Genomic DNA, 22,614 nt, shown 5'->3' on the forward strand with positions numbered 1-22,614 from the left:
ACCCACACCCACACCCAAACCACCCCCCCCCCCCCCACACCCACCCCCCCCCCCCCCCCCCCCCCGCCCCCCGCGCCGCCCCGCGCCCCGCCCCCCCCCCCCCCCCCCCCCCCCCCGCTCCTCCTGCCGGAACGAGGGCAGGTCAGGTTGCGGCGTCGCCGGCCGGGCGGCGGCGCAGCTGCTCGATCGCCTCCAGCATCCGCGCGGTCTCCTCGCGGGCCAACCGCGGTGCGAGGGCCAGGGCCTGGTCCTCGGTGTAGCGGTAGGCCTGCGCCGGGCCGACGTCCCCGAGGTACTCCCACGTCCGGCCGGTCCAGACGTTCTCGCCGCCCACGGGCCAGGCCGGATTGACGATGCACCAGGCGTCGCGGTGGTCGGTGTGACGGCGCCGCAGGAGCAGGGAGGCGTGGTCGCCGAGCGGGTGGCCGGGGCAGGGGATGCGGTACTCGGTGGGCATCGGGCGCCCGGAGGCGTCCACGAGGCCGTCGAGGCCCTGGGCCGGGCTTGCGTCGGCGGTGAAGTCGGAGGTCTCAGGCACGGTGCTCTCCAGGCTCAACGGGCCGCCGCCAGACGTGGCGGGCGGTGCTGCGGGTGGTGCGTATCTGGTCCCGGATCCGCGCGGCCATGTGCTGTTGGTGCTCGGGGGTGGACGGCGGGTGTGCGGCCGGCTCGTAGAGCGTGACCTCGATCCGGCGCCGACGGCAGCGCGGGCACCCGCTGGCGTCGTCGTACTGGTCGAGCAGCCAGCCGTCCTCACAGCGGGGGTCCGGGCAGTGCGGCGCGGCGACCAGGTCGAAGGCGATGTCGTCCGCCCGCTGGGCGACCTCGCCGGCGGGCAGGTGGTTGAAGCGGGTGAACCAGCGCCGCTCGATCCGCTCCCGCAGGGTGGCGGGGGAGCGGTGCCGGAGCTGGTCGAGGACGGCCTCGCGCACCGCAGCGGGGATTCCGCCGCGCCGCTGGAGGGCGCTCAGCAGCACCGGCGGGTAGGCCTGGGTGACCCAGACCCCGGGGTGCTGGCCCTGCGGGCCTGCGGTGTGCCTCACGTTCACGGTCAACTCCCTTGTCTGGTCGCGGTGGTCACCGTCCTCGCGGCCAGCGCGCGGGTTCCCGACGGCAGCGGCCGCCGGATCATCGTGCTCACCCGCCGCGGCCTGGCCCCGGTGCCGAAGGCGGTCGTCAACGGCCACGGTCAGCTCACCTGCTCGGCGCAGGCGGCGGCCCGACGGGCGTTCACCGCGTCCCGAACCCGGTTCGCGCCCTCCGTCGACGAGTTGGCCTCGCCCTGGACGGCCGGGCCACCCTTCCCGCCGCGCACAGCGATCCGCTCCCGCAGCTGCTCCACCGACGCCAACCGCCGCCGGAGCAGCCACTCGGCGGCCCGCGCCCGGGCCTGCCCGGCCCGCTCCACGGCCACCTCCCGCGCAGCCTCCGGGCTCGCGAAGCGGTGCCGCGAGCGCATCACCGCCTCGAAGGCGCCCTCGGCCTCCGCCTGGGCCCGCTCCGAGGCCGCGAACACCCGCAGGGCCGACGCCCGGTACTCGATCAGCGCGTGCTGAACCGCCAGCACCTCCGACGCCCCGCCCATCTGCTCGTCCACGGCCCCGTTGCGGGCCTCCCGACGGGCCGCGCGCAGCTCCACCCGGGTCTGCTCCCAGACCTCCCGGAAGCTCGCGTAGCTGGACAGGTCCGCGAACGCCGCCAGGGTCACGCTGATGCACTCGTGCACCCCCTGGCGGATCTCCCGGCCCCGCGCGCACCCACCGCACAGCCCGGCCGACCGCTCGGCACCGCAGTCCGCGCACGGCACCGCCAGCCGCTCCCGCTCGGCAGCGGCGGCCGCCGCCTCCCGCTCCGGACGCTGCGCCTCCCACCACTCGGCGGCTTCGGCCTCCCGGCGGGCAGCGTCGACCTGGGCCTCCGCCCGCACCAGGGCATGGCCGCGCAGCGCGTCCTCGATGGCGCCCTGGCGCTCCTCGAAGGCCGCGTGCGGCAGCTGGCGGACGACCTGGCCGATGATGGCGCGCCGGACCGAGCGCCGGTCCTCAACCCGCAGGTCACAGGTGACGCAGTGCTGGCCGGTGTCCAGCCGGACGCCGTTGTCGCACGCCTGGTGCCGGCACCGCCGCTCCTGCGGCAGGCCCCGCTTCCGCAGCCAGCCCACGACATCGTCGACGTGCGGGTTGCCCTGAGCACGCTGACGGTCCCGCCGGAAGGCCAGCCGGTCGGCCAGCACCTCGGGGGCGTCGACCCGCCCGGCCCACATCGCGACGGCGTCCAACGCGAGCCGGACCAGCTTCGTGACGAGACGTCGGGTCGTGGGTCGCTCCAGTCGCTGCCACAGGTCCGCCACCGGCGCCAGGGCACGGGCCACCTCGGCGTCCGCGGGCACGGCGAAGACGCGAGCCGACCGGCCCGCTCCCTGCTCCTGGTGCTGGTTGTGCTGGACGTCGTGGTCGGGCTCTTCCCCGCGAAGCGGGCCGTCCCCGGCCCCCACGAGCCGCAGCGCGGGCACGCCAGGAACCGCCGCCTGCGGCGCGTCCTCGCGCGCGCCCGCGCGCTCCGGCCGACGGTGGGTCACCCCAACGGCGCAAGCGCCGGACACGCCATCTACCTCCTCAACATCACTACCTACATCAGCCATAGGAGCGTGGTGAGCGTGGAAGTCGGCACTCTCCGAAACCACCGAAACGTCCTCACCGCCCGCCATTTCCGCAGGTCGCAGCTCTTCCGGGCCGTCCTCGGGCCCCTGCGGACGACCAAGATCCCCGTCGGCACTCTCAGGAGCCGACGAAGACGCGGCCTCGGGCTCACGGGAGACCTCCGCGTCCGGGCACGCCTGAGCAGCGGGCGGCTCCACCAGCCGTACCGCCCGCTTCCCCGCCCGACCCGCCGCGCCGCCGGCCGACTTGGTCCCCGCCGACCGCACCGCGGCATACCGCTCGGCGATCGCCACCAGCCGGACCCGCCCGGTCAGCGCACCGCCGTCCTCACGCTCCAACTCGACCTCGCCCAGGTCCTCAAGACGCGCCAGAACCCGGCCAGCCGCAACAGGGGAGGCCTCCGTCTTCCCGCCGCGCAGCAGCAGAGCGAGCGTCGCCGCGCCCCGGCCCGCCTCCGGGGCCTTCAGCGAGCCGGAGCACAGCCGCACCCAGCCGTTCTCCCGGCACGAAAGCACCAGTAGGAGCAGCGACAGCCGGTCGGTGGCCGCGCCGTGTCCGCGCCGGTCCTCCTGGGCCAGCAGGCCGGGCGGGATCTCCGCCTTCCCCTTCGGAGCCCAGCCAGGGCCGAAGAGCGCCTCACACAGCCGCAGCAGCACCGACAGCTCCTTGCGGGTCAGCGCGAGCGGGTGCCGCTGGTCGCGGGCACGCCGAACCCTGGCGACCGGCTCCAGCACGATCCGCAGCGCGACCGGCTGGCCGTCGTCGTCGGTCTCCACCTGGGTCGTGATGACGCCTCGGGCGCGCAGCGGCGGGAGGACCTTGTGGCTGACCATCGACACGCTGACGCCGAGCCACCGGGCCAGCTCACCCGACCAGATGACGGTCCGGCCCTGCTCCAGGGACCCCTTTGCGAGCAGCACCACCGCTGCCAGCCGGGCCGCGTCCGACAAGCCGACCAACGACTCGTCTGCCAGCAGCGCCCGCACCGCGCCTTCCAGCCGCGCGCGCATCGCCTCGCCCAGCAGCAGCGCCTCAGGTGCCTCCTGCTGGTTCGGGACAGCACGAAGCCACCGGCGACCACGCGGCCGGGCAGCAGGAAGACGGGTCGACAGCATCGCGTTCGCGCTCACCGGCCGCCCCGAGGGGCCGACGACGACACGACGCGCAACGCCCGAACGGCCTCAGCGGCCGAAAACAGACGGCTATGCCGGCATAGAGGCATGCCGGAGTGGATTTGGGCAGCGTTGTGCTGCATCATGGCCTTGCTCCAAAGAGCTGGAGGGAACGCGAAGGCGCCCCTACAGCTGGAAGTGGTTCTGGCAGAACCGAACGAACCGAGGCGACTGGCCCCTGGCAGGGCGGTCCCTCACGAGGACGATCTGGGCGCGACACCGGCTGGTAACCGGTTGAGCTCCCGGGCGGCGCTACCGCAAGACCTCCCTGGCAGGAGGAACGAGCGGATGGAGGCGCCGCCCCCGAAGGGCTAGGTCATCCTCACCCCCACAAGCCGGCCGCCCGAGGCAGCCGCGGCGGACACCTCACTCCTGACGACGCGGAGCGAGACGCAACCCGAACGGATCAAGCCCTGAATACGGGCGACACGCGAACGGGTGAACCCCACCAAGCGGAAACCACCGCTGAGCAGGGAAAACTCAGACCTGTACGAGCCCAACACGGCCGGGCGCGGCAGTGAGCCGCGCGACATCGGCTGGCGGCTGTTACGCCGACGGGCCGTCCAACGGGTACGCTGAACCACAGCGCACACCTCCTAATCAGGTGTAGCTACCGAGCCAGTTGAGCAGCCACTACACCGCTCCTGGCTCACCGGCCCCGGGCAACCGAGTCCGGCGGGATCTTCCACCCGCCGCGGTTGCAGCGGGGCCTTAACTTTTTGTGGACCTCATCGTCCGGCGGGGCTTCCACCTCCCGCCAGACCAGTAACGGTCCGCACCTGATCCTAAACCCACAGACGCCCTCTGCGGCCACGCCATTGCACTGCGAACACGCGTGTGTCGGGCTTGACCGTTCATCACACCGCCTGCCGCCGGAAGCGGGAGTACAAGGTGAGCGCGGCGTCGGCGCCGTCACCGGCCGCGGTGGAGACCCGCTGTCCGTCCCTGGCAGTCAGATCACCCGCCGTGACGACCCGCGGGTGCTGGGCCGCCGGCGGGCAGAAGCCGTCCTCGCCAACGGCCAGGCCGGGCAGGGCGGTCGGCACGGTGCCGATGTTAGTGAGCACCGAGTCGGCCTCCACGGTGTCCTGGCCGCCGTCGGCCCGGAGGATGTCCACCGTGTAAGGCCCGGTGCCCGTGACCGAGACGGCTCGCACCGGGAGCAGCTGGACGCGCTCGTCCGACCGCACCTCCTCCACCTTGTACCCGTCCCGCTCCGGGTAGCAGACCGTCAACTTTCGGTCAGCGTTGGGATGGGTCCGCAGCCAGGTTCCCAGCGGCCGGTCCCCGCCCAGGACGACGGTGCAGGCGCCAAGGTCCACCGGGGATGCGCCGGTGATCGGCGGGAAGGCCTCGGTACAGGTGATCCACGAGACCTCGGTGGACTTCGCGGTGTGCACACCGGTGGCGACGATCAGCGCCTCGCCGGCCACGCTGGAACCGTCCGCAAGGGTCGCACGGACCAGGTCCTCGGTGGCCTCGATCGTGGTCACCTGCGCCTGGACGTACGAGCAGTGCCCGTCGAGACCGGCCAGATGGGCCCCGAGTACCCGTGCGTAGCTCGGGCCGTCGGAGAAGCCTGGCCAGTTGGCGAGGTGACCGATCTGCCAGAGCGAGCCGCCCGGAATGGGGGCCGGGTCGATCAGCAGCGAGGTCATGCCGACGCTGGCCGCGGTAACGGCGGCCAGGCAGCCCGCTGGCCCGGCACCGACAATGAGCAGCTGCGCCTCGGGGCGGGTCACTGGAGTTCTCCTTCGGAGAGCATGCGGTGGATGTCGGCGCTGGTGAGCAGCAGGCGGCGGCCGAAGTTCCGGCTGGCCATCAGGAGTGCTGCGTCGTGGAACTCCCGGCCTCCCGAGGACGCGCAGGCGTCCACCACCAGCCACGGGGTGATGCCGTGCTGGTAGGCGTCGGCGGCGGTGTCGTAGACACAGCTGTCGGTGTCGATCCCAGTGAGTACCACGTCCGTCCACCCCTGCGAGCGGAAAAGCTCCAACGCGCCCGGAGCCTTGAGCAGGCTGGACGTCGTCTTCACGATCTGGTGTGCCAAGCCGGCAAGGGGAGCCAGCTCGGTTGCCAGGGCCTGCTCTTCCGTCGTGCGGAGCTTCGTCCAGCCGCTGATCCGCTCGTACTGGGAACCCTCCGGGTTGGCGAAGGTGGCGACGATCGACGCACCGCCGGCGGCCTGCCAGGCCCCCACCAGCTGCGCGATCGTCGGTACGACGTGCCGGCTTGAATCCCTCACGAAGCCGACCTGGACGTCGACAGCGACGAGGACCGTCGACTCCAGCCGCGGTACGACGGACGCCGAGCTCATGAAGCCTCCTTCAGCGCGGTCCAGGCCTGTTCCAGACGGTCGGGAAGATCGCTGGTACCGATGACGGCCGCCCGCATCGCGCGGTGCTGCGCCGTCTCCGTCGGCCTGGCCGACATCAGCCGGATACGTGCTCCACGCAGGAACCGCCACCCGAAGGGCTCCGGCATCTCGGGGTCACGCTCGCCCTCGACGGAGTGCAGCAGGAGAGTGGACAGAGCCCAGAGGGCCTGGGTATCGAGCTCCATCGCCACGACGTCGTCGATCGTCAGGGCCCTCTCCTCGGGGTGGGGGTGGTAGGCCACCCCGGACCAACTGGCCACCCCCCGCGACATCCCTCCGCTGAACCCGATGGAGTCCGGGTCGCTCCAACCGGCGACGAGCCGCTGCTCCTCGATGCCCAACGGCAGCGGGTTGGCCTCGTCGGAGCGGTCGACCAGCACCCCCGGAGTCGCGAGGAGCTGGAGCGCGGTGTCCAGCACCGCTCCGTCCCACGGGTGCTGGTGCAGCTCGTAGACCGACAGCACGTACTCCGGCAGCGGAACCACGGACACACCCCCCAGCAGGCCGGCGGCCAGCGCGGCCACGGCCTGCTGGGCCCAGGCGCGGTTCCGCCCGTAGGCGGGGTAACGCCAAAGGGCAAGGTCGGTCACCGACTTCAGCCGCAGCTGCTGGCGTACGTGAAGGACAGCGACGCCGAAGGCGTAGACGTGCAGACTGCCGTCCCGGCCCTCGCCCGTGGGCACGTTCAGCAGGCGACGGTCGAGGCCAGCCGGTCCAGGTGGGCCGGCAGAACCCCGGTCGAAGAGGTCGGCGGCAATCGAACCGAGGTGCACGGGGATGAACTGGTGCGACGTCAGGGAGAAGTCGCCAGCGACCTTGACGGGCCGACCGACTAGCTCGAACTTTGCCCCGGCCCGGTCCAGCAGTGCCCGGAAGGCACTGAGTTCGGCGGGGCTCATCAGCTCCGTCGCCCGGTCGAACAGCTGCGCCGTGCTAGAGGTGCACACCCATGTCTCCCCTCCCTTGCGCCAGTTGATCACCGAATTCCGCGCGACGCCAAGGTGAGCTGCCAGCTCCCGATCGGACATCCGCAGAGCCTGCTGAAGGCATTTGGCCTCGCGACCGGTCCAGCTCTCGATGCGGATGCCCACCATTCCACTCCCTCCCCGAGTTGCAACGACAGTGTGCCGTCATTGGGCCACCACTGGGCCACTATTGGGCCACCGCTGGGCCGGTCGTGCCTCCCGCTGCCCCTAAGCCCCTCGCCATGCTGTATCCGCAGCGGCCGCTCGGTCGTGACGACTCGGGAGGCAGCATGTCCAGGCGTTGGTCGGCCGGCCAGGTTTCAGAGCATCCGCCGGTAGTCGAGCCCGTCGTAGACCCAGTCGGTCCGGTCGGGAACGGCGGAGATCTGGAGAAGCTCCAGCGGCAGGCCGGACTCGTCGACGAGCAAGCGCTCGGCTCTGGCGACCCAGCCGCCGACGGGCACCTTCAGGGTGGCTACCTCGGCGTCGGTCGCGAGCCTGAACCCAACCCGTTCGTCGCCGTGCCCGATCTGGTACTGGGCCCCGAGCGCCAGCAGGGTTCCGCCCGCCACCTTCTCCTCGCGATCCAGCCCGCATCGGCGGGCTACTTCGGCGGGGTACCAGGCCTGCTGAACCTGGAGCACTTCGCCGTCGAGCACGGCGTGGCGGGTTCGCTGCGTCACCTTGTACTGGTCGGCCGCGGTGAGCGCCAGCTTCTCGGCGATGCTCGCGGGCGCTTCCATGGTGGAGACGGCGACGAAGACCATCTGCCCGTTGAGCCCTTGGGCGCGGGTGGCGGCCTCCCACGGGCCGAGCCCCTCTACTCCGCTGGTCTGCGAGTAGCGGCTCAGCGGGATGGTGACAACGCGCCGGTCGCGCACGAAGCGGCCCTGACCCTGGCGAGCTACGACGTAACCCTGGGACTTCAGAATCCGGTACGCGTCGCGGACCGTGCCGCTGGAGGACCATCCTTGTGTCGCCAGCTCTTGGTCGTTGGGCAGCCTGTCCCCCACCTCGTAGACCCGGTTGTCGATGTCGCGTCTGATCTGGTCGGCGAGGTCGCGCGAGCGCTTGGTTGGTGCCATGTGCCAGCCCCCCTTCTTCGTAGTTGCGCGAGCGGTGTACTAGTGAACCACATTCCCCACAACTTCGAAGTAGTGCGGCATCGACATGGAAACTTCGAAGAAGTGTTGACTCTGACGCGTCGTCATGCGATGGTTGTCACGTCGCCAAGCGGAACGGGCTCGCACCCCGAACGCCGCTGGTGGTACACCAGATCGCTGTGTTGGGACCGGGATTCGCACCCCGAAAACGGCACTGCGGGCCCAGGATTCGCTGTCCTGGACCCGCAGCTGGCGCGGTTCGCAGCCGCACCTGATGGCGATCGCCTCAACCTCACTGTCACTGAGGGAGTCACTCGCCGTGAGCATCATGCACCAGGGCGGCCTGTCCGCCTACACCGACCCCACGACCACCACCTCGGCCGTCACGCCGGTGCTGAAGATCCGCACCGCGCCGGCCGCCAGCCCGGCCGCCCAGGCCCCGGTGGACGAGCTGTCCCCCGACGAGGCCTCCGAGGTCCGCCACTTCGACGTCGTCGAGTTCCTCGACCGCGCCGTCACGGTGGGCGCCGTCGGCACCGTCGACCTGGGCACCGTCACCCCCGACTGCTTCGAGTCCATCAAGGTCTCCCTGGACACAGAGGACGTCAGCTTCGAGGGTGACATCGCCACCGTCGCCGCGATCACCCCCGCGGGTCGGTTCGCCGTGTCCGTCCGGGTCGAGTTCGACGGGCAGGTGGCGGCATGAGCGGCAAGGACTCCGACGCCCTGGTCGACCTGCTCGTCGCCAAGTTGGCCGCCCGCATGGCCAAAGGCGTCGCGAAGGCCGCGGCCGCCAAGCTGAAGTCCGCAGCGCGGTCGGGGGGCCAGGGATGAGCGACAAGCGCTTCCTCGCCTTCGGGCGAATCGAGAAGGGCACGGTCACCCGGAACGACGTCTCGGTCAACCGGGTTGGGGCCAGCAGGGAAGTCCCGCCGCGCGGAAAGGCCGACAGGGCCGCGCGGAGGCGGGGCGCGACGGTGCCGCCCGTCGAGATCCGCCAGGTCTGACATCCCTTTCTGAGCAGCAGCTCTAGCAACTGCCCATACCTCGCGAACAACCCGCCTGGCGGGCGCGGGGGTTGGGGACCTGGCTAGGACCTTGCTCCGCCATCTGGAGGTCACTCCACGTGATCTGACGGTGGCTCGCCGTAAGTCGAATCCAAGGCCTGGAGGCAGCCCCGGAAGGGCTGAATCCGTGAGCACCCGTTCCTTGAGAACTTCATAGCGTGTCATGTGCATTGCGGGACCGACGCGAAAGCGGAGGCCTCGGCCAGCGCGGATTGCCCCCTCCGGGGAGTAGAACCGCGCCCGGCCAGCCGCAGCTGCTCCCCCTTCGTGCTGGCAGGCACGGCGCCCTCGGGCGTGGGGGACCAGCGGGTCCCGAACGTGAGGGCGAGATGAGACAGATCGCCCCCCAGACGGCAGGGGATGCCGTCGGTGGCGCGGAGCCCGCCTACGGGTTCCGTCGCACCTGCCAGCGGTCCGGCTCTGGAGAACACGCCCTTCGGCGTGCCACCCGCACCGAGCGTTGTCACCCCGTTGTCGGTGAGCAGGCGGATCTGATGCTCACCCGGTCGCCGGCCTCGTCAGGCCGGCCAGTCCCGCCCTACCGGCGGGCGCGCCCGCCGCTGCGATCGCGTGGCGGCCAGGGCGCACCAGCAGCCCCGTTGTTGCCCTGATCCCCCGGCACCCGCCCCGCGCTCACCCGAGCGCTGGGCGACATCCGGGGGTGATGGGGAGCCCCGGGACCGAAAAGGCCCCCTCCACCAAGACCCACCAGGAGGCCCCGTGGCCAGCAACAAGTCGCCCAGCCCCAAGGTCGGCGCGAACAAGACCACGAACCACGGCAACGGCGGCACCGACCCCCTCCGGCGCACCCACGCCGAGAAGGAGCTGGTCCCGCAGTTCTCCCCCTTCCAGAACGGCCCGCGGTACATCTGCCGCGCCTCGGGCCGCTACCCCGACGGCACCCCGGCCGGCCCCGTCCCGCAGCCCATCCGGCAGCCCGCGCCGACCACCCCGCTCCACCCCTGGCCGCCGGTCCGCCACCAGGCCGACCAGATCGCGGCCTGACCCACCCCGCCGGACCGCTCGGCCCGGCCCTTCCCCTTCCCAGGAGGACACCGTGCACCAGCACCTGGAGTGCCGCAGCTACATCGGCACCGGCACCGGCAACGGGACCGAGAAGAGCGGCACGACCAAGAAGGACGGCGCCAAGTGAGCGGCCAGCAGACCACCACCCAGGCGCTCCTCCCGGCAACCCACCGCCCCGCCGACGCCGACGAGGGGGCGCAGCGCGAGGAGCGCCTCGCGCTGTCGGAGGCCTACCAGCGGGACCTCCGCCAGCGCGAGGCCCTGCGGATCCAGGCCCAGCAGGCCCCCGGCCTCGTCCCGTCGACGGCGCTGGGCGACCTGCTGGCCTGGCTGAACGACCCGGCGAACCGGGTGGCCTGGTACGAGGCCCGGTGCCGTCGGCTGGACGAGCAGGTCGACGCCTCGATCGCCCGTACCGCCGTCGTCTTCTCCAACCCCTCGGCGTCCGGGCAGGAGCTGGACGAGCTCCAGGCGGCGGTGAAGCTGGCCCGGGAGCGCGTGGAGCTCGCCGCCCTGGTCGAGGACTTCGCCGAGCGGAGCCGGGTGCGGATCACCGCCACGGTCCGCCGTCCCGAGGTGCTCGACGCCGCCGCGTCGTCGGCCGAGCCCATCGCGCGGATCTGCACGCTGACCGGCCTGCTGCTCCGCACTCTCGGCCAGCGGGACTTCGCGGCGCCCGCCGAGGTGGTGCTCGCCGTGCAGTACACCCTCGCCGCGCTGGCCCCCGGCTACCAGGCCCCGCGCAACGCCCCCTCGCCCGCCGCGTTGCGGGCCTGGGCCGACGCCCTGGACCTGGCCCTGGCCGCCACAACGTCGGCCCCTGCCCGGAACTGACCAACCCCCAGTTCCCGGACATCACCGAGGTCAAGCCCGTCCAGCAGTAACTCCCGCATGACCGACCGCCATCTGCCGGTTGCCTGATCCGCCCGCCGCGCCCCCACTAGGGAGGCCGACGTCGGGCGGTGACGGGGAGCCGGAAAGCCCGGCCGCTCACCCCGCGGAGGCACCATGCCCGCACCGACCGCGCTCGTGCTCCTGGCCGTGTTGCTGCTGACCACCGCGGCGGCATGGGCCCGGGGGCAGCTCCGCCGGCCCGAGCCCGATGTCTACGAGCCCGGAGACTGGCTTAGCCCGGCCGAGACTGCCGAGGCCGCAGACGCCTACGACTGCCTCGACCCGGTCTACCTGCCCGCCGTACCCCGGCCCGACTGGGCTGAGGCCGCCCGGGAGCTCCAGACCGAGGCGGACGCCGCCGAGGCGCGCCTGGCCGCCCGGTCGAAGGCCCTGGACGACCTGCTCCGCCGCCTGGACCCGGTGCCCGGAACCGGCGGCGACCACTCCCCCCAGCGAGTGCCCCTCGGGGCGCCCGCCCCCGCTTCCCTCCGGAAGGAGCCGACGGCGTGACCGTCCCCACCATCGAAAAGGCGAACGGCCACCCCCCGCGCCTCCTGCCCACCCAGCCGATCCCGGCCACCGAGCCCCCGCCGGACCCGGTCGACGACACCAGTCCGAAGACCACCGCGAATCCCGGCCGACGCGACATGCTGCGCGTCCTCGCCGGCCTGGCCTTCACCGCAGGCAGCGTGGTGGCGGGCATCGGCTTCGCCGGGTCCTACAGCGCCCTGCGTGCCCTCGCCGCCCGCAACGGCTTCGGCGTCTTCTCCTACGTGTTCCCGGTCGGCATCGACGCTGGCATCGTCGCCCTCCAGGCGATCGACCTCTACCTCGTCGCCCGCCGTGCTCCCATGGCAGCCCTGCGCTGGCTCGCCCTGCTGCTCACCGGGGCCACGATCTGGTTCAACGCCGCCGCAGCCGGCAGCGGCGAGATCACGCGGCACCCCTTGACCGCCGCGATGCACGCAGCAATGCCGGTTCTCTACATCGCCGTCACCCACGCCGCCCGGCACTGGATCGGCCGTCGCGCCCAGATCCTCGCCGGTGCCGTCGACCTTGGCGCGCCGACCTTGCGGCAGTGGCTGTACGCGCCCTTCCGCACCTTCAAGTTGAACCGGCGGATGCGCCTGGTCCTCATTCCGTTCGAGGAACTGCTGCGCCAGGACCACGAGCTGACGGTCTACGCACAGCAGCTCGCCGACCGCTACGGCGCCGACTGGAAGAAGTCGAAGGAAGGCCCCAAGCCGACGGCGGCCGAGTTGCTGCCCTTCCGGGTCGCCGACCGCGGCATCGGGGTGGCCAAGGCACTCGGCATCCCGGCCGTCGAGCAGATCAAGAAGATCCAGCGCGAGGCCGAGGAGGCCGTTCAGCGGAGCCAGGCTGACATTCAGCGCGTCGATGCTGATCTTCAACTGCGCACGGCTGAGCTTCAAGCGGAGGAGAAGCGGGTCCGGGCCGAGGGCAATCTGGATCTTGCTCGCCGCAGGGCGCAGCGGGAGATTGAAATCGACCTTCAGTGCGGGGAGGCCGATCTTCAGCGGCAGCTGGCCGAGCGTCAGGCGGCGCTGCAACTCCTTCAGGACGAGAGCGAGGCCCGGCGTCTCCAGCTGGCCGACGACACCGAGCGGCGCCGCTTCGAGGCCTCGGTCCAGCGGGAAAAGGACCAGTTCACGTGGGATATGCAGCGACTGGATCTCCAGGCACAGGCGGACGCTGAAGGGGACCGCGTCGCGCGTGAAAGTGCCGACCGCAAGAAGGCGCTGGCCGACCAGGCGCGGGAGTCCGAGGAGGCGTTGAGGCTCGCCAAGGCACGGGCCAAGGCGGAGGAGGAGGCTGCCCTCCGAAAGGCCGCTGAAGATCATCTGGCGACGGTTGAAGCTCACCGGCTCGCCACTGAAAGCTCGAACCAGGCGGCCCAGAACGAGCTGGCGCAGGCGGCGGCGACGGCCGCGACCGCCCGCGAGACCGCGAGCACGGCCGAGGCCGAGGCCGCCACCCAGGCCGCCCTGACCCGGACCCTCCTCGACGGGTCGCTGGCCGGACTCACGCAGCAGGACTGGCAGACGCTGCGCGTGATGGCCGCCATCAGCGCCGCCGGCGGCGACGCCGAGAAGGTCAAGGGCGAGTGGATCGCCGCCGAACTCGGGGTCTCCACCGGCACCGCCTCCGCCCGCAAGGCCGCCGCCGTCGACCACCTGACCAACCCCGCCAGGACGCCCCTCACCGAGCTCCTGGAGCCCTTCCGCAGGGCTCTGGGTGACCGGACGACGGTCTACGGCGCCTGACCCGCCCGCAGGCCCGTCCCGGGCCGCCGCAGCGCCTTGCTGCGGCGGCCCCGCACGACCGGATCCCGGCCTTTTCGCCGGTCACCAGGGCGCGCCGTCGCCCTGGTGACCGCCGAAGGCGCTGAGGCGCCGAGCACCGCCCACGACCCGGCCGACCGGCCGGAGCCCGGGTCGCGAACGAACCCCCAGGTCACGGCCCTGCCGAGGCCGAAACAGCGCATTTCCCCGGAGGAACCATGACCACCAACGAGAGCCGCGAGGCCATGCGGGCCGCGGCCCGCAGCCCCGAGGCCTTCGCCGGCTACGTTGCCGACATCCAGAGCCGCCTGCTGGGGATCGCTTCGACGCTGAGCCTGCTGGCCCAGGAGACCCAAGTCGAGCTGCGCGGAACCCACGTCGAAGGCGATCGGCCCTGGGACGCCCGGGTACGGGCCTGGCGGGTCGAGCGCCCGCTGCGTGAGCTCATCACGTCGATCGAAAACGCGGTGACGGCTGCGGAAAAAGTCAATTTCCGGCGCCGCAAGCACGACGAAAAGGTCGCCGCACTGCCTGCACAGCGGGCGGCAAAGGCCCTGGAAAAGGCGAACAAGCGAACCCCGAAGACCCTTCCGGTCAACAAGTCAGCCGAACAGGTTCCCCCGCCCACGAAAACCGGCTACGCTGAGCCCCAGTCGATTTTCGACCTGCGCGATGTGCGTGACAGGAAGTCCGCATGAGCCGACCGAGCCGACCGCAGACCAGCGTCGAACGCAGCCAGCTGAACCAGCGGAACTTCTACGTCAACGGCGAAGCCGAGGCGATCGAGAAGCGCGGCGACGAAAAAGGGACCGCCGAGAACTGGCTGCGCATCACGCGCAAATGGCTGGTCAAGGAAGCCACCGCCGGCCGGACCGATGTCTGGCTGGGCTGGGCGATGGTGCTGCGGCTGTTCCTGACCGCGATGCAGCGGCGGGCGGCCGGCGATCCCCGCGTCTGGGACGACCTCCAGGTCTACGCGAGGGACGTCACCGCCCAGTTCCCCCCGAAGTAACCAAGCGTCACCGCGAGGGCCCCGCCGGCCGCCGGCGGGCCCTCGCGCGCGTATCGCGTGCACCCGTGCACGCGTGCACGCGTGCACGAGGACCCCACCCTCTGTCAACCCCCTCTCAGCCCCCGAAGGGAGCGAGCAGTGTCCGACGACGACCCCAGCGGGCGGGTGATCACCTTCCCGGGCGGCGGCGACAAGCCCTACGTCGCGCCGCGGATTCCGCGTTACGCGGACAGCACCGAGGAGCCGGAAGAGCTCGAAACCGCGCCGGAAATCCCGACGGTCCCCGATTTTCCGGACCCGGCTTCCTTTCTGCGGTCCGAGGGAATTCCCGCCCGGACCGCAGCCGCTGAACCCGAGTACGTCGAATCCGAAGAGGAAGGCGAATACGAGGATTCCGGCGAATACTACGAGCGGCGTTCTCTCGCCGAAGTCGTATCCGATTGGCTGCAATTCCACGTCGACCGCGTCCGCGAGAACCGGGACGAGCACGCGCCATTCCGGGAGGCACAGGTCGCGGACAAGGTTTCGCGCCTCAACGCGCAGACCGAACGCGAAATGTCGCTGCTGGCGCAGCACAACGAATTGCAGAAGGCGCACGTCGACGCCCGCACCGCCCTGGTGTCGGCGCGGGGAAAGGGCGCTGCGATCGGCAGCGGCTCGGACTCCGGCAAGGGACTCGGCAAGGGCTCGCAGCGCGGCCCCGGCGGGCCGACCAATCGGGGGCCGGGCGGCTCCGGGGGAGGAGGCGGGCCGACCAGCCGAGGCCCCGGCGGTCCCGGCGGGGGGAGCGGGCCGACCAGCCGGCCCCCGGGCGGCGCGGGCGGCGGGTCCACGAACCGCAGCACCGGCGGCGGCCGGGACCAGAGCCGCCCGAACGGCGGGTCGCAGCGAAACGGCGACCGTGACCGGAACTCCGACGGCACCAGGAAGGGCCCTGGAGGCTCCTCTGGCGGCTCCAACGGCCCCGGCAGGTCTCAGGCTTCATCCGGAGGCGGGAACGGCCGCCAGAGCGGCCCTGGGGGAGGCCGGGGCGGAGGGGGTGGCAGTGCGGGGGACCGCAGCGGCGCAGGCCCGGCCACCAGCAGCCGGGCCGAGCGCACCCGCGCCCGTGAGCAGCGCCGCAGCACGCGGCAGGACGCCGGCCTGGCCGACCGCACCGCGGACCGCGCGCAGGACCGGCAGAACCGGCAGCGGGTCGTGGACGACAAGCGGGACCAGCGCAACGCCCGGCGGGATCAGAAGGCGGCCGAGCGCAAGGCGCGCCAGGACGCGGAGAAGGATGGAGGTACCCCGCGGACGCTCGTCGGTCTCGTCGCCCAGGAGTTGAAGCGTCGCCGTGAGCGCGCTGACGGCACGGACGGCGGCGACAAGACGCCGGTGAAGCCGGACGGGCCGGAGGTGAAGCCCGATGATCCGGCGGTGAAGGCCGACGACGCGGGCGTGAAGCCGGACGACCCGTCGTTGAAGGCCGACGACCCTTCGCTGAAGGTCGATCTGACCAAGGACACGAAGGACAAGGAGACCCCCGAAGAGGCCGCGGCCACCGGCACCGGTCCCGAGGCGGCACCCGAGACCGAACCCACGGCGGAACCCGAGCCCGCGCTGCAGGGCGCGGCCAAGCCCGAGGAAGCCACCGCGCCGGGCGACACGACCGGCAACGAGTGGATCAGCTTCCTGAAGAACCTGCACGACAAGGCCGACCAGCCCCCGCCCGGCCAGCAGGCCCCGGAGCCGGAGCCGGAGCCGGAGCCCATGCCGGCCTACGAGTGGAGGCCGGGCCAGCAGGGCGCGGCGGAAGACGAGGACGACATCCCGGACGCGGAGATCGTGGAAGACGACGACGAGCCGATCAAGGCGCCGACGGCCCCTGCACCCGAGCCCGAGCCGGTGCCCGATCCGGCGGGGGAGGCCCGGCCCGCGGCCCGTACCCGGGCCCGCTCGGTGGGGCGCCAGCGGATGGCCCGCCAGCACCGCACCGACACCAACTTCGGTGAGTACATGACCGCGATGGTCAACATCGCGGTCAACTCTTCGACCGACTACCTGATGGTCCAGGAGGCCGTCGACCACCTCAAGTTTCTGGCAATCGCGCTGCGGGAGATGAGCGCCGACCTGGTCGGCAGTCACAACATCGACCGCAAGGTCACCAACCTGATGGCGGACCTGGCCGACCTTGCCACCACCACGGCTCTGGAGGCCAAGCGCCTGGCGGAGTACTCCGAGAAGGCCGCGGCGGTGGCCACACTCGCCGCCGAGTCCGTCGCGAAGGTCTACAGCGAGGACCTGGAGGCCATGGACGAGGGAGGCCTCGACGAGGCGTCCGCGGCCGTCCACCACAACTAGACACATAAAGAAAGGGGACAAGCCGATGAGTGAGCAGGCGAGCAACCTGCCGGCCGCGCCCGGCCCCGGCGCCGCCGTCAGCCCCGCGAGTACCACCGCGGTCCAGGCGCCCGCGGCCGCGCCCGAGACCACGGTCGTGCCCCGGCAGGACTCCCGGCCGCGCCGCAGGGTCCGCCGGCGGGTGCCGGTGGTCGGCGACAGCGACCACTCATTTGAAGCCGTCCAGCACAAGCTGCAAGTAGTGATCGAGGCGATGGCCGCTGCCAACGGACATCTGGAAGGGCTCGACCGGCGGAAGCGAGCCACCGCCACCGAGGCCTCCAACCTCGCCTCGGGCATCGCGGACGCCGAGCTCGACGAGGTGTTCGTGGAGATGACCCAGGAGGTCGCCACTGCCGAAGGCGAGGCGGCCAAGGCCGTCCGGGCGATGCTCCGCGCCGCCCAGCTGGCGGAGAAGTCCGCCATCGAGGTCAAGCGCGCCCACGCCCGGCACTACGGCGCGCTGCACCGGGTGCGCAAGGGCCGCAAGTGGCGCACCCCCAAGCCGGGCTTCTTCCGGCGGTAACCAGCCCGCACCCCCTTCCCCAGAGGGTGGGCACGCCGAACGCGGCGTGCCCACCCTGCTCGTTGCCCGAAAGGACCTCCCCGGTGGCGCTCGCCGTCAAGCTGGAACGATCCCTGTACCTGGCGGCCGCCCCCTTCCTCGGGGCGGCCCCGCACCTTCCCTCCCACCACCCTGTCAGCCTCTCCGTCCTCGCGGCCGGAGGCATCGGCATCGGCGCCAGCGTCGTCGTCGTGTGCACCGAGAAGGACAGCGCAGGCCGCTGGCTGGTGCGCCTGTCGCCGCTGACCCTGGCCGCCGGCGTCGACTACGCCGCGCACCACACCCCCGGCTTGGGCTGGGGCATCGCGATGACCGCCGGCTGGACGCTGCTGTGCTGCGCGTGGGCGCCGGTCGCCAGTAGCACCGGCCGCTACCGCAAGCGCCGTCGCCGTGCCATCGCCGCCGTCCCGGAGCCGATGGTGCTCACCACCGCCCCGGAGCCGGCCCCCGAGCCCGTCGACGACGGCGCCGACGACTTCACCCGCGGCGTGCGCCAGCTCTGGAAGCAGGCCGGCGAACCCGCCCGGACCCACGTGGTCTTCGCCAAACCGCACCCCGGCACGCGCGACGACTTCACGGTGCTGCTGCGGGCCAACGAGCAAGGGCGGCCGATCAGCGGCCTGCGCGAGGCGGACGTCGCCGCCGCGTTCGGCGTCCACGAGTCGGACGTGCGCCTCGTGGAGACCACCCAGCTGGCCGGTCGTCAGGCCGGACCCGGCTGGCAGGAGGCCCAGGTGATCCCCGACGAGCAGCGCCGGCGCCGCACCCAGCCGACCATCGAGGAGTGGTGGCAGGACGGGATCGGCGAGACGGCGATCCCCGGCTCCCGGTACACGACGAGGATCCGCAAGGACGACCGGGGCGTCACCTACTGGCGCGCGAAACTGCCCGACTCCATCGCCGAGCCGCGCGTCGACAACGCCGCGCTGGCCCGGGCCTTCGGCACCACCTACGCCGAGGGCCGGGTGTTCGTCGACTTCGACGGGCGCCACGTCCTGGTCACGGTGTGGGACGTCTCCCCGCTCGCGAGGGTCTACCCGGCCACCCGCGAGCTGCTGACCCCGGACGCCGACGGCTGGTGGACCCCAGGCTTCCTGGCCAACGGTCAGCCGGGCCGCAGCCGCGTGCACACCGACCGCGGCGCGGCCCACGGGCTCTATGTCGCGCCCGCAGGCGGCGGCAAGACCCAGCTGATGGCTCTGGCGGTGGCGGCGCACGCCCACTGGGGAGCGGTGGTGTGGCTGGTCACCGAAGCCCCGGACGCGAAGACCGCGGCTCTGGGGGCACACTGCGACCGGTACGGCGTCGGTGCGCTGTACATGGTGCGCGCGATGCGGGCCCTGGTGGCGCTGATGGAGATCCGCGGACAGATGCTGTGGGCCGACGGCCAGCTCCACGACTGGGACCCGAAAACTCCGGGCTGTCCCTACCTGCCGATCGCCGCGTTCTGGGACGAGTTCCTCTCGGCAGCCGCCAACGGCGAGTACGGCGCGGAGATCATGGACCTGGCCGAGGCGATCTCGGTGAAGGGCCGCAAGTACGCGATCGGCGAGCACGTGGCCGGCCAGAGCATCTACGTCCAGGACGGCTTCACCCAGCTGCTGTTGGAGAACATCCGCGAGAACAGCATCCCGATCGTGCTGAAGGTCGCGCCGAAGAAGATCTTGGACATGTTCAAGACCCTCGCGGTGGCGCCCGACGACATCCCCGACCCGCTGCCCCGGTCGTTCGCGAAGGAGAACGAGGGACGGATCGAGCGGATCATGAAGGGCCAGGCGGAGCCCCCGGCGGACTCCAACACCGGCGGCGTCGGCTGGACCGTTCCGGGCCGCAAGCCGGAGGTGATGAGGACCCTCTTCATGGACTTCAGCCAGCCCATCGCGCCGCTCTTCCCGGACGAGGTCTTCGGCCTCACCGCGCACGAGATCGCCGGCCTCGAAGCACGCGGCCTGTGGTTCGACTGGACTCTGCCGCCCCAGCCGGGAGAGTTCGGCGACGACCCGGACGACGAGGACGACTGGGAAGACGACGAGCCCACGCCCCCGCGCAAGAGCAGCGGCAAGGCGAACACGGGCAAGCCCGCCGGACGCAGCAGCATCACCAACCCGAAGGACGCCCTGGCCGCCATCCAGAAGCTGCGGGTCTGAAACGCCCTGGGGGCTGCCCGCGACCGGCGGGCAGCCCCCGGCCCGGCCGACCGGGCGGCCCGGGGCGGTCAGTCCTCGGGGGTCTCGTTCTGCGCCCCGCAGTCCCAGCAGTCCCACACCGCCGGCACCTCGATCTCCTCGCAGCAGTCGCAGTACTCGCCGTCGACCACGCAGTCCGCGCCGCAGTTCCAGCAGGGCAGGTGTAGTGCAGATGCGCCACCGCGAGGCCCTCCAAGTGAATGCCGGCCGCGACGTGCGGCCCGCCACCAGCATGCCGCCCTGCGGTCCGCCGCAACCCCAACTCCGGCCACCCGGGCCGCCGCTCGGGCAGCGCCGTCCCGACCGTCCTGGAGTTCACCCGTGATCGTCTCCGTCTCCCTCGTCGCCGTCACCGGCGCCGTCGCCGCCTACCAGCTCTGGCGCCACCACGTGGCGTACTGGCGGGCCGCCGTGTTCACCGTGCTCGGCTTCTGCCTGGCCCAGACCGCCATGGCGCCCTCCATCGACAACGCGCTCCACTCCGTCACCTCCTTCTTCACCAACCTCGCCTCCTGACCGCCGCCACCGAGCGGGCCGGAACGCGGGGCATCCCCGTCCGGCACCGACAACCGAGCACCCCGCAGGGCGCAGCAGCACGGCTGCCGCGCCCTGCGCCATTCCCTGGAAGGACAAGCACGTGGAACCCCAGCAGCCCGCCGCCGCCCAGCTCGCCGCCCTGCGGACCATGCCGAACCGGCCGAGCACCGAGACCCTGCTCAACACCAAGGAGGGCACCGTCGCGATCGGCCGCCACGCCGACGGCAGCGACGCCACCCTGGAGCTGTTCAGCCCCGATGGCCCGGTCTGCGCCGCCATCACGGGCCGCCCCGGCAGCGGGATCGGCGCTCTGCTCGACACACTGTGGGACGCCGAGGAGGCCGCCGGCCTGGTGGAGTCGTGGGTAGTCGACCTGGACGGCACCCACACCGCGAACCGCCCGCTCACTCACCGCGCCGACACCATGGCCCACGCCGTCGAGCTGGTGACCCAGGCGAGCCTGCTGGTCATGGAACGGGTCCACAAGGGCCTGTCCGGGCCCGGGTACGAGGAGTACCAGCCGACGGCCGAGCAGAAGCTGGTCACCCTCACCCTCGTCGGCGTGACCGGCCTCCTGGAGCAGGACAAGCGGATCCAGGCGCACTTGGAGACGATCGCCCGGTGGGCCGCGCGCGGCGGCCTGCACCTGCGCACGGTGGACAGGCCGGGCAGGTGGGCGACGGGAGCGCTGGGCCGCTCGCTGCGCAACGGCAGCCTCATCGAACTGCTGGCCGGCGGCCCCGCCATCGACGGCGAGCAGGCACTGCCGGGCACCGGCCTGCTCACCCAGCCCTTCCAAGAGCAGGCCGAACTCTTCCGGACCTGGCCACCGATGCCGGCCGCCTGACTTCCTGCCCAACACCCCCACCCCGAAGACGAGGCGGGCCTGGCGCCCCGATGCCCCATCCGTCGGCCCCACGGGGCCTGCGCCCGCCACCTGCCAGCGGTCCTCGTGCCGGTCTTCAGCTGGCCCTGCCGCGCCCGCCCGGTCCCGCCGCCTCCCGTTGTGGCGGGGGCGGCCTCGCATCAACCCGAAGGGAAACACCCCAGTGAGTACGAGCACGCCCAGCACTGCGGCGCCGACTCCTTGCCCAGACTGCCAGGTTGCCCCCGCCGAGCTCCACGGGGACGGCTGCGACATCGCGCTGTGCGCCCAGACCGGCCAGCAGCGCCTGATGTGCGACCACGATGAGGACGACGAACGGTGCCGCAGTACCTGGACCGGAGAGTGGCCCGGCACGGCGGAGTGCCGCGAGTGGGGCTGGTACGTGCGTGACGTCCCCGGCCTGGGATTCACGCCCTGCCCCGCCGAGGCCCCCGACGCCACCGAGGATCTCCAGCGCCTGATCACCGCCGCTCGATGGGACGCCGACGCCCAGCGCTTCCAGCGCATCTGACCGGTCGTCCGGACCAGCCGTCCCCGTCGCAGGCGGGGCCCCGGCCGAGCGCTTCACCGCTCCGGCCCCGGGCCCCGCCCCGGCGCCCCCCACCCCCCGATTCGCCTCCGAAGGAGTCCTCCGTGTCCACCCCCAACAGCAGCCCCGAGAGCAGCAGGCCCCTCGACCCGTCCCAGGTCATCCTCCTGGAACCCGGCTACGCGGCCGCGCACATGGACGGACGGATCGTCGCCATGGCGGTGGGCCGGGACCGCGACGACGCCGCGTTCGTGCCCGCGCTCATCGACGGCCAGGCCGAGGCCGTGCCCGTCTTCGACGTGACCGCCTACCTGGACGCCGCCGAAGCGCGCCGGGCCGCCCACCGCCAGGCCGTCGAGGCCATGGCCCCCGCGGCCGCGCCGGCCGCCGACCCGGGCCTGCCGCAGGCGGTACGCCAGTACATCGTCTACGGCTCGATCGCCTCGCTGGCGGCCAGCGGGACGGTGTGGGTGCTCGGCGCCGCCGTCGCCGAGGTCGCCCCGCATGCCGACAAGATCGGCGAACTCCTGAAGTGGGCCGCGGTGCTCGTCGGCGCCGTCGTGCTCGGCGTGGCCGCCCTGCTCGGCAAGCTCCGCTCCGTCACCGCCAGGGCGGCCTCGGGCACCGCGCCCTCCGCGACGGCCAGTGGCGAGGGGGCCTCCGCGACCGGCACCGTGCTGGCCCTCGTGCACCGTCCCCGCACCCACATCACCACCATCGGCCGCCAGTCCGCCGGGTGGCGCGGGTCGATCACCAACCACAACGGCTGAGGGGGAGCCCGCCATGCGTTTCGTCTACCTGCTCGGCATCTTCGGGCCCATCGGGCTCCTGCTCTTCCTGGCCGGCCAGCACCTGCGCTGACCGGCCGTCCGGCTTCGCACCCGGCCCGCACCGCCCGCCCCGCGCACCAGCCGGGCGGGCGGTGTGCTCCCCGGGGGCGTTGCCGGCCG

At 72.3% G+C, this 22,614-nt stretch carries 23 protein-coding genes; 16 read left to right on the top strand and 7 right to left on the bottom strand.

The features are described 5' to 3' along the window. Positions 1-142: 142 nt before the first annotated feature. From ACGF12_RS13600 to ACGF12_RS13630, 7 genes are all read right to left on the bottom strand, one after another. On the bottom strand, positions 143-538 hold the full coding sequence (locus tag ACGF12_RS13600) for a hypothetical protein (RefSeq protein ID WP_393028466.1): 396 nt from the start codon (positions 536-538) through the stop codon (positions 143-145). Beyond that, positions 531-1,049 carry a hypothetical protein gene (locus ACGF12_RS13605; protein ID WP_393028467.1) on the bottom strand — a complete coding sequence of 173 codons (519 nt, stop codon included), beginning with the start codon at positions 1,047-1,049 and terminating at the stop codon, positions 531-533. Before ACGF12_RS13605 ends, ACGF12_RS13600 begins: the two co-directional genes overlap by 8 nt. Positions 1,050-1,189: 140 nt before the next feature. Then, positions 1,190-3,790 carry a hypothetical protein gene (locus ACGF12_RS13610; protein WP_393028468.1) on the bottom strand — a complete coding sequence of 867 codons (2,601 nt, stop codon included), beginning with the start codon at positions 3,788-3,790 and terminating at the stop codon, positions 1,190-1,192. Positions 3,791-4,689: 899 nt separating this feature from the next. Continuing rightward, on the bottom strand, positions 4,690-5,574 hold the full coding sequence (locus ACGF12_RS13615) for an FAD-dependent oxidoreductase (RefSeq protein WP_393028469.1): 885 nt from the start codon (positions 5,572-5,574) through the stop codon (positions 4,690-4,692). Beyond that, positions 5,571-6,149, bottom strand: a complete 579-nt coding sequence (locus ACGF12_RS13620) for an isochorismatase family cysteine hydrolase (RefSeq protein ID WP_393028470.1) — start codon at positions 6,147-6,149, stop codon at positions 5,571-5,573. Before ACGF12_RS13620 ends, ACGF12_RS13615 begins: the two co-directional genes overlap by 4 nt. Further along, complete coding sequence (locus ACGF12_RS13625) at positions 6,146-7,300, bottom strand: XRE family transcriptional regulator (protein WP_393028471.1); 1,155 nt, start codon at positions 7,298-7,300, stop codon at positions 6,146-6,148. The genes ACGF12_RS13620 and ACGF12_RS13625 overlap by 4 nt, the downstream gene beginning before the upstream one ends. 194 nt (positions 7,301-7,494) lie before the next feature. Further along, positions 7,495-8,259, bottom strand: a complete 765-nt coding sequence (locus tag ACGF12_RS13630; protein ID WP_393028472.1) for a GntR family transcriptional regulator — start codon at positions 8,257-8,259, stop codon at positions 7,495-7,497. A 337-nt stretch (positions 8,260-8,596) separates the two neighbouring features. On the opposite strand from ACGF12_RS13630, the gene ACGF12_RS13635 reads away from it, so the two are divergent. The 16 genes from ACGF12_RS13635 (at position 8,597) to ACGF12_RS13710 (ending at position 22,434) form a co-directional block, all read left to right on the top strand. Next, complete coding sequence (locus ACGF12_RS13635; RefSeq protein ID WP_393028473.1) at positions 8,597-8,983, top strand: hypothetical protein; 387 nt, start codon at positions 8,597-8,599, stop codon at positions 8,981-8,983. Continuing rightward, complete coding sequence (locus tag ACGF12_RS13640; protein ID WP_393028474.1) at positions 8,980-9,111, top strand: hypothetical protein; 132 nt, start codon at positions 8,980-8,982, stop codon at positions 9,109-9,111. Before ACGF12_RS13635 ends, ACGF12_RS13640 begins: the two co-directional genes overlap by 4 nt. After that, positions 9,108-9,284 carry a hypothetical protein gene (locus tag ACGF12_RS13645; RefSeq protein ID WP_393028475.1) on the top strand — a complete coding sequence of 59 codons (177 nt, stop codon included), beginning with the start codon at positions 9,108-9,110 and terminating at the stop codon, positions 9,282-9,284. The genes ACGF12_RS13640 and ACGF12_RS13645 overlap by 4 nt, the downstream gene beginning before the upstream one ends. 780 nt (positions 9,285-10,064) lie before the next feature. Then, positions 10,065-10,349, top strand: coding sequence for a hypothetical protein (locus tag ACGF12_RS13650; protein ID WP_393028476.1), 285 nt, complete (start codon positions 10,065-10,067; stop codon positions 10,347-10,349). A gap of 144 nt (positions 10,350-10,493) precedes the next feature. Then, positions 10,494-11,204 (top strand): hypothetical protein, encoded by a 711-nt coding sequence (locus ACGF12_RS13655; RefSeq protein WP_393028477.1) that lies wholly within the window; start codon positions 10,494-10,496, stop codon positions 11,202-11,204. Positions 11,205-11,378: 174 nt separating this feature from the next. Then, positions 11,379-11,774: a hypothetical protein gene (locus ACGF12_RS13660; RefSeq protein ID WP_393028478.1), complete on the top strand. Its 396-nt coding sequence runs from the start codon at positions 11,379-11,381 to the stop codon at positions 11,772-11,774. Next, the gene (locus tag ACGF12_RS13665) at positions 11,771-13,549 is read left to right on the top strand and encodes a DUF2637 domain-containing protein (protein WP_393028479.1); all 1,779 of its coding nucleotides are present in this window, start codon (positions 11,771-11,773) and stop codon (positions 13,547-13,549) included. The genes ACGF12_RS13660 and ACGF12_RS13665 overlap by 4 nt, the downstream gene beginning before the upstream one ends. 236 nt (positions 13,550-13,785) lie before the next feature. Further along, on the top strand, positions 13,786-14,265 hold the full coding sequence (locus tag ACGF12_RS13670; protein ID WP_393028480.1) for a hypothetical protein: 480 nt from the start codon (positions 13,786-13,788) through the stop codon (positions 14,263-14,265). Next, positions 14,262-14,579, top strand: coding sequence for a hypothetical protein (locus ACGF12_RS13675; protein ID WP_393028481.1), 318 nt, complete (start codon positions 14,262-14,264; stop codon positions 14,577-14,579). The genes ACGF12_RS13670 and ACGF12_RS13675 overlap by 4 nt, the downstream gene beginning before the upstream one ends. A gap of 138 nt (positions 14,580-14,717) precedes the next feature. Continuing rightward, complete coding sequence (locus tag ACGF12_RS13680; RefSeq protein WP_393028482.1) at positions 14,718-16,922, top strand: hypothetical protein; 2,205 nt, start codon at positions 14,718-14,720, stop codon at positions 16,920-16,922. A 25-nt stretch (positions 16,923-16,947) separates the two neighbouring features. After that, a complete protein-coding gene (locus ACGF12_RS13685) occupies positions 16,948-17,487 on the top strand; it encodes a conjugal transfer protein TraB (protein ID WP_393028483.1) in 540 nt (179 codons plus the stop codon). An 83-nt stretch (positions 17,488-17,570) separates the two neighbouring features. Continuing rightward, on the top strand, positions 17,571-19,673 hold the full coding sequence (locus ACGF12_RS13690) for a chromosome segregation protein ParM (protein WP_393028484.1): 2,103 nt from the start codon (positions 17,571-17,573) through the stop codon (positions 19,671-19,673). 360 nt (positions 19,674-20,033) lie between these two features. After that, positions 20,034-20,228, top strand: coding sequence for a hypothetical protein (locus ACGF12_RS13695; RefSeq protein ID WP_393028485.1), 195 nt, complete (start codon positions 20,034-20,036; stop codon positions 20,226-20,228). A 121-nt stretch (positions 20,229-20,349) separates the two neighbouring features. After that, on the top strand, positions 20,350-21,096 hold the full coding sequence (locus tag ACGF12_RS13700) for a hypothetical protein (RefSeq protein ID WP_393028486.1): 747 nt from the start codon (positions 20,350-20,352) through the stop codon (positions 21,094-21,096). Positions 21,097-21,298: 202 nt separating this feature from the next. After that, positions 21,299-21,646, top strand: coding sequence for a hypothetical protein (locus ACGF12_RS13705; protein WP_393028487.1), 348 nt, complete (start codon positions 21,299-21,301; stop codon positions 21,644-21,646). A 122-nt stretch (positions 21,647-21,768) separates the two neighbouring features. Beyond that, positions 21,769-22,434 (top strand): hypothetical protein, encoded by a 666-nt coding sequence (locus ACGF12_RS13710; protein ID WP_393028488.1) that lies wholly within the window; start codon positions 21,769-21,771, stop codon positions 22,432-22,434. Positions 22,435-22,614 lie beyond the last annotated feature (180 nt).

This window comes from Kitasatospora sp. NPDC048296 (genome assembly GCF_043201815.1).
In the GTDB taxonomy this organism is placed as follows: Bacteria; Actinomycetota; Actinomycetes; order Streptomycetales; family Streptomycetaceae; genus Kitasatospora.

Coding starts and splice junctions, on each gene's coding strand:
- ACGF12_RS13620 (WP_393028470.1), bottom strand. CDS start 6,149: ATGAGCTCGGCGTCCGTCGTACCGCGGCTGGAGTCGACGGTCCTCGTC.
- ACGF12_RS13630 (WP_393028472.1), bottom strand. CDS start 8,259: ATGGCACCAACCAAGCGCTCGCGCGACCTCGCCGACCAGATCAGACGC.
- ACGF12_RS13640 (WP_393028474.1), top strand. CDS start 8,980: ATGAGCGGCAAGGACTCCGACGCCCTGGTCGACCTGCTCGTCGCCAAG.
- ACGF12_RS13645 (WP_393028475.1), top strand. CDS start 9,108: ATGAGCGACAAGCGCTTCCTCGCCTTCGGGCGAATCGAGAAGGGCACG.
- ACGF12_RS13660 (WP_393028478.1), top strand. CDS start 11,379: ATGCCCGCACCGACCGCGCTCGTGCTCCTGGCCGTGTTGCTGCTGACC.
- ACGF12_RS13670 (WP_393028480.1), top strand. CDS start 13,786: ATGACCACCAACGAGAGCCGCGAGGCCATGCGGGCCGCGGCCCGCAGC.
- ACGF12_RS13675 (WP_393028481.1), top strand. CDS start 14,262: ATGAGCCGACCGAGCCGACCGCAGACCAGCGTCGAACGCAGCCAGCTG.
- ACGF12_RS13685 (WP_393028483.1), top strand. CDS start 16,948: ATGAGTGAGCAGGCGAGCAACCTGCCGGCCGCGCCCGGCCCCGGCGCC.